Annotated in this window: 7 protein-coding genes and 1 pseudogene; 7 read left to right on the top strand and 1 reads right to left on the bottom strand. The window is 31.8% G+C overall.

Annotation, left to right across the window (positions count from 1 at the left end):
* Positions 1-115: 115 nt before the first annotated feature.
* From KPL51_RS24595 to KPL51_RS22545, 7 genes and pseudogenes are all read left to right on the top strand, one after another.
* Positions 116-745: pseudogene (locus tag KPL51_RS24595) on the top strand (IS66 family transposase); the annotation flags it as partial.
* Complete coding sequence (locus KPL51_RS22520; RefSeq protein WP_216166571.1) at positions 732-1,010, top strand: hypothetical protein; 279 nt, start codon at positions 732-734, stop codon at positions 1,008-1,010. The pseudogene KPL51_RS24595 and the gene KPL51_RS22520, both read left to right, overlap by 14 nt.
* A gap of 726 nt (positions 1,011-1,736) precedes the next feature.
* Complete coding sequence (locus KPL51_RS22525; RefSeq protein WP_216166573.1) at positions 1,737-2,708, top strand: aromatic acid exporter family protein; 972 nt, start codon at positions 1,737-1,739, stop codon at positions 2,706-2,708.
* A gap of 40 nt (positions 2,709-2,748) precedes the next feature.
* Positions 2,749-3,714 carry a helix-turn-helix transcriptional regulator gene (locus KPL51_RS22530; protein ID WP_216166575.1) on the top strand — a complete coding sequence of 322 codons (966 nt, stop codon included), beginning with the start codon at positions 2,749-2,751 and terminating at the stop codon, positions 3,712-3,714.
* A gap of 170 nt (positions 3,715-3,884) precedes the next feature.
* The gene (gene modA / locus KPL51_RS22535) at positions 3,885-4,700 is read left to right on the top strand and encodes a molybdate ABC transporter substrate-binding protein (protein WP_216166577.1); all 816 of its coding nucleotides are present in this window, start codon (positions 3,885-3,887) and stop codon (positions 4,698-4,700) included.
* A 41-nt stretch (positions 4,701-4,741) separates the two neighbouring features.
* Entirely contained in the window at positions 4,742-5,425 is a 684-nt protein-coding gene (modB, locus tag KPL51_RS22540) for a molybdate ABC transporter permease subunit (RefSeq protein ID WP_216166585.1), read from the top strand.
* A gap of 2 nt (positions 5,426-5,427) precedes the next feature.
* Positions 5,428-6,504, top strand: coding sequence for a sulfate/molybdate ABC transporter ATP-binding protein (locus KPL51_RS22545; RefSeq protein WP_216166587.1), 1,077 nt, complete (start codon positions 5,428-5,430; stop codon positions 6,502-6,504).
* A 73-nt stretch (positions 6,505-6,577) separates the two neighbouring features.
* Here the strand turns inward: KPL51_RS22545 and KPL51_RS22550 are convergent, their stop codons facing one another.
* Positions 6,578-6,718: a hypothetical protein gene (locus KPL51_RS22550; RefSeq protein ID WP_216166589.1), complete on the bottom strand. Its 141-nt coding sequence runs from the start codon at positions 6,716-6,718 to the stop codon at positions 6,578-6,580.
* Positions 6,719-6,914: the final 196 nt, after the last annotated feature.

Raw genomic sequence — 6,914 nt, forward strand, 5'->3', positions numbered from 1 at the left:
GATTAGATTATCCGAGAAAAACATGAGAATCTCTAGAATTTATGCGATCTCAAGAGATCCTTCTCGGATAATCATATTTCTAGGATAATGACTATTATTCGAGAAGTGAGATAATAGTCATCTAAGAAGATATTATCTTGAAGCTATTCCACTGGATTCTGGTAAAAAAGAAATTCCACGATCGGGTGGAGCCATTGGACGCGCTTATTGTGATAAACTTTTTAGATTAGAAAGAAAATGGAAAGAGTTATCACCTGAAGAAAGAGGAAAGAACAGACTTATATATAGCGTCCCTGTACTGGATGCCTTTTTCGAATGGGCAGAAAATACCTTTACTAATCAAGCAAACCTTAAAAAAGCTTTGGGATATACACTAAATCATAAAAAATATTTTGCCGATTTTCTGCTTGATGGAAGAATACCTTTATCAAATAATTTGTCAGAAATTGCAGTTAAACCCGTGGCAATTACGCGAAAAAACTCACTATTTTCTGATTCACCTGCGGGAGCAGAAGCATCAGCTACTGTATTTAGCATTATAAATACAGCAGCAGCCAATAATTTAGATACTTATAAATACCTTGAATATCTCTTCCGAATGCTTCCCAATAGTAATTTTGCATCAAATTCTTCTGTGCTTGATGAATATTTGCCATGGTCAGATAAGGTACAGCTTGAATGCAGAATAAATACAACAGAAACAGAAACAGGTAAAAAGGAGGGAATTTGCAGTGAGTCAGCCTAATATTAACTACATGATGAACATGACTAAAGAGTTTCTTAGTGGCAAAATTGATGATATAGCATATACTCTTGATTTCCCATATGAGCTAGAACATCGATACAAACAAATGCATCGAGAAGATGATGATTATTGTGAATTAATATATGAATGTCTTTATGAAGAAGGCATTGCTATATATAATGAGATATCAGATCCTGAATTTAAGAAACTTATTCGAAAACAATATAATTACATAATGAAAATTGCAAAAGAAGGATTTTATTAAAAAAACAGTTTCACAGGTTAATGCGGAGCTGTTTTTTTAGGTAACGGTATGTGTTCCATCGCTTACAATAGGTCGCACCCTTTAGGGGTGTGTGGATTGAAATTCTTTGCTTGTTTTCAAATCTTATGCCTATAAAGTGTCGCACCCTTTAGGTGTGTGTGGATTGAAATCTCTTGTACGCATAAGAAAAAGTAAAATGCTTTTGTCGCACCCTTTAGGGGTGTGTGGATTGAAATATTTACACAGGGAGCATCTATAAATAGGTCCAAGCCAATCACCAAATGTTTGATTTTTAGATTATTTAAAGGTTTCGTTACCTAACAAGGTTATAAAGCAAGCTAGTGAATAATCCATTACTAGGGAACCTGTCATCTGGTGGTTTTTAAGTTATTGTTTAATAACAAATAGTGCGCAACTTTAAGTAGAAGGGCATATTAACTAATCTTGCTGATAATAGAGAATATTCATATTTGTACTGGGAAGGGGTTTCTAATAATAAATGGGATATGTCAAAGTGATTTGTAGTTAAAGGTGATGGATTTTAAGCCCTTAAATAGTGAAATGAAAATAGAAGAACAAAAGCTAAAACCATTCATAAAAAGTGGATTTACGGTCGTTGAATGGGGTGGAACTGAATTAAAGTAAAAAATCGATGAAATAGGATTTTAATGATATAATAAAATTATATTTATTTAAGAGTCAAGGCAGAAGGAGAAAAATTAAGAAATGATAAAAAAATTACATCTTAAAACATTACAATCAAAGACATTTAAGATAGCTTTATCTGCCACTATAGCAATTATTATATCAAACTATATGGGATTAGAATTTGGAGTAACTTCAGGTATAATAGCAATATTAAGTATTCAAGATACAAAGAAAGAAGCATTATTAGTTGCAGGTAAGAGAATAATAGCATCCACATTGGCTATACTTTTATCTTTTACACTCTATACACTACTCGGTAATAATCCTATGATATTTGGACTGTTTTTACTTATATTTATACCATTAACTAATATTTCAAAAACCACTGAGGGAATGGTTATTGGCTCAGTATTATCAACACATCTTTTAATAATTACAAACATTAACATTTCGTGGATTGTAAATGAAGCAAAGTTAACTATAATAGGCATCGGTGTTGCAATGATATTTAATTTATATACAGCTTCCTTAGAGGAGGATTTTGAGAAGAATAAAGCTAAGATTGAAGAACAATATAGGTTAATATTAGCAGATATGGCGGCTAGCTTAGTTACTCAAGCGGTACCAATTTATGAGCAAAATGTACTTTTGACGGTTGAAAAACTAATTGCAAATACTAAATTAATGGCACAAAAGATAAATAATAATAATTTGTTTAAGAGCAAGGATTATTATGGAAACTATATAGATATGAGAAGCCTACAATTAGATGCCATAAAAAGAATGAAAAGGCATTTTTCCAGGGTTTATATGACCTACCAGCAAACTTCAATATTATCAGAGTTCACAAATGATGTTGCGGTAAATATTCATGAAGATAATGATTGTATTGAACTTATTAATAAGCTGGTACTCCTTAGGAAAAATTATGGAAACATGGAACTACCAGAGACTAGAAACGAATTTGAAGATAGGGCAATGTTATTTCAATTTTTAAATGACTTAGAGGATTTTCTAATTATTAAGAAGGAATTCAAAGAGCTTTTTTAGAAATATATAAGGACCGTTTATGTGTAGGGAGGCTAAAAACGTGGATGAAAATATTGCATTAACACCTTTAGAGGTTGCAGAGATGCTTAAAATATCAAAGAATACAGTTTATGAATTGGTAAAAAGAGGAGAGCTTAATTCTTATAGGGTTGGTAATAAGGTAAGAATAGAAATGAAGGATATAGAAGATTATAAGAATAAATCTAAAAAATTTCAAAATACTAAGCAAAGTAATGCTAGATTGGTTAATTCTAATATGACTTTAGTGAGTCCAAATAAGCCAGAAGAAAGTCCTGAAAATCACGATTTCGTTATTTGTGGTCAAGATATTATGCTTGATATACTATCTAGATATTTACAACATAACGTTAAAGGGATTCATGCACTTAGGTCTTATACTGGAAGTTATAATGGGTTATATGCACTTTATCATGATGAGGTCCAAATTACAGCAACACATCTGTGGAATGGTGAAACGGGGCAGTATAACATACCTTATGTAAAAAGAATGCTTCCAGGAATACCTGCAATTATAGTGCATCTAGCTAATAGAATGCAAGGGATTTATGTTGAAAAGGGCAATCCTAAAGGAATAAAAGGATTAGAAGATTTAAAACAACCTGGAATTACTATAATAAATCGTGAAAAAGGCAGCGGCACAAGAATCTTATTAGATGAGTATTTAAAAAAACTTTGTATAAGCGCCCAAAGTGTCACTGGATATGAAAGAGAATGTTTTTCACATCTTGCAGTAGCCAGCACTGTAGCTAGAGGCGAAGCGGATTTTGGTATTGGGAATGAAAAGACAAGTCAACAGGTAAATGGAATTGATTTTATTCCACTGCAAACAGAAAGTTATGAACTTGTTATTAAGAAAGAGGACATTCAAAAACCATATTTTGAAGCTGTGCTTCAAATTATTCGATCTGACGAATTTAAGTTGGAACTACAGGGTATTGGTGGATATGATTTAAAAGATCTAGGAAAAGTAACTGCAGAAACATAGGGAAAGTGATTTATTGAGCTAAATAACTTTTTGTTATTGAATTTTTTGCTGAATAAATATACAATAAAACATAACGTAACACAACAAAACAGATAATTAATTACCAAATTGTATGGTTTTGTTATGTTTATATTTAAAATGTTTTAAATATATTGTAGGGGGAACAAAAAATGAAAAAAAGGTTTAGTTTTTTATTAGTTATGTCTTTAGTTATGGGTATGCTTTTAATGACAGGTTGTAGTCAGAAGGCTAAAACTTCTGAAACACCAGCTCCCGTAGCTACGCAAAAACCAATTACACTTACAATCTCTGCTGCTGCAAGTTTGACAGAGGTTATGGGGGAAATAAAAATACTTTATAAGGTAGAAAAACCGAATGTTACGTTAAATTATAATTTTGCTTCTTCAGGAATACTGCAGAAACAAATAGAACAAGGTGCTGAGGTAGATTTGTTTTTTTCAGCTGGTAAAAAACAGATGGTTGCACTTAAGGAAAAAGGATTGTTAATAGATGATACTAATGTTAACTTAGTAGGAAACAGTGTAGTTCTTATAGTTAAAAATAATTCTAAATTGGATATTAGTAATTTTAAGGATGCTGCAGATAATAAAATAGTAAAAATAGCATTAGGTGAACCAAAAACAGTTCCTGTGGGTCAATACTGCGAAGAAGTATTTACATCATTAAATATTATTGATAAAGTTAAGTCAAAAGCTGTTTATGCCAAAGACGTTAAGGAAGTTTTGACTTGGGTTGAAACTGGAAACGCAGATGCGGGGGTAGTATATGGTACTGATGCTAAAACTTCTAAAAAGGTAAAGGTCGCTTCCGTTGCTAGTGATGATTTGTACAAAACACCAGTGGTTTATCCAGCAGCTGTTATTAAAGCTAGTAAAAATGTAGAAGATACTAAGGAATTTTTGAAGTTTTTATCTAGTGATAGTGCAAAAGAAGTTTTTAAGAAATATGGGTTTAATTCTCTTTAAAAATAAGAGTGTATACTAGATATAGTTAGGGGTTGAATAGGATGTCAGAATTTTCACCATTATGGATTTCAATAAAAACAGCCTTTACTGCTACTTTTATAGTGTTTTTTATTGGAATTTTCGCAGCTTGGTTTATGTCTAGGTACAAAGGGCGAGGTAGGGGAATTCTAGATGGAATTTTGACACTACCTATGGTACTTCCTCCAACTGTTTTGGGATTTATATTGATTATGATTATTGGAAAGAATTATCCTATTGGTAAATTACTAAATGGATTTGGAATCACATTAATATTCACATGGGTGGCTACAGTTATTGCTGCAACTGTAGTTGCTTTTCCTCTAATGTATAGGACCTGTGTAGGTGCCTTTCGTCAAATTGATGATAATGTTCTTAATGCAGCTAGAACCTTGGGCGCTTCTGAGTGGAAAATATTTTGGAAGTTAGCAGTACCACTTGCATGGCCTGGGATTGCAGCAGGTACAGTACTGGCATTTGCAAGGGCTCTTGGAGAGTTTGGGGCTACAATGATGATTGCTGGTAGCATTCCAGGTAAAACAGAAACAATTCCTATCGCAATATATTTTGCTGTGTTAGCTGGGGATAATGCTAATGCTATTAAATGGGTTATATTAATATTTATAATATCCTTAACAGTAATGGTAGCTAGTGACAAATGGGCTGAAAAGCAAGCATTTTTAGTATCCTCTGCAAGGAGGAAATAATTATGGATTTAGAAGTAGATATTACAAAAAAACTATCGGGATTTCAGCTTAGAGTTAATTTTAAAGCAGATAATGATATCTTAGGATTTTTAGGTGCATCTGGATCAGGGAAAAGTATGACACTAAGTTGTATAGCTGGAATTGTTACTCCAGACAGTGGAAGAATAGTATTAAATGGCCGAGTCTTATTTGATTCGGAAAATAAAATTAATATTCCCATTAGAGATAGGAAAGTAGGATTCCTCTTTCAAAATTATGCGTTGTTCCCTAATATGACTGTAGAACAAAATATTGGGTTCGGACTCCCTAAAAACATATCTAAAGCTGAAAGAGCTGGTAAGATTGAAAAGAAAATTTTGAATCTACATCTTAGTGGCATGGAAAAAAGATTTCCTTATCAACTATCAGGGGGTCAGAAACAGAGGGTTGCACTTGCAAGAGCACTTGTAGTAGAGCCTGAAATATTACTTCTTGATGAACCTTTTTCCGCTCTAGATGAGCATCTTAAGAATAGTATGATAGTACAGCTTAAGGAAGATCTTATGGATTTTAGGGGAACTTCTATTTTTGTTACACATAACATGGAAGAAGCATATCAATTATGCAATAACATAATAATTATTGAAGAGGGAAGTATTGATGCTATTGGGAATAAAGAAGTTATATTTAATAGCCCACCAACACTTTGTTCTGCGAAACTAACAGGTTGTAAAAATATTTCAAAGGTTAGAAAAATTGAAAATAATATATTAGAAGCTATTGACTGGGGATGTAGAATTACCTTTAATAATGATATTGAGGATAGAATAACAGATATCGGAATTAGGGCTCATTATTTAGAAATCATGGACAAAGATGAAGATATAAACACTTTTAACTGCTGGATTGTTTTTACTGATGAGACACTATTTAGAAGAATTGTATATCTAAAATTTAATGAATCGCTAGGAGCAAAAAAAGATTATCATATATTGTGGGATATTTCTAAGGAAGAGTGGGATTTAGTTAAAGAAAAACCACTTCCCTTAAAAATAAGAATTAACCCAGATAAAGTTATACAAATAAAAAGCAAACAATAATTAAAATTATTGTTTGCTTTTTAGATTAAAAGAAAATTAAATTATTATTTCTATAAAAATATTAAATCCTTACTTAGCCTGCAATAGGTAAACTTTTAAATATTTGCCACTGCTCTTTTCCTTGAAGTTTGTAGGTTTTTTTATCAAAATAAAACCAACCTTCTTTCTTTTTTGAATTTAGTAATTTAAACCATCCTTTTCCATCAGTTGTCACTATGGTAACTTTATCTCCCTTATATAGCTTAAAAGGCGCTGCTTTATTAGTTTGTGATTTTTTTTTACTTTTATTGGGAATATGGTAACAGAAGATTTCTTTTTGAATATAGACATAAGATTTTAACTTCTAGTATAGAAACTAGATTAAAAGAAATTTTGCATAAAATTGCTGAAGATAACGGATTTACTATAAT

This window comes from Clostridium bowmanii, assembly GCF_018861315.1.
Classification (GTDB): domain Bacteria; phylum Bacillota; class Clostridia; order Clostridiales; family Clostridiaceae; genus Clostridium_AD; species Clostridium_AD bowmanii.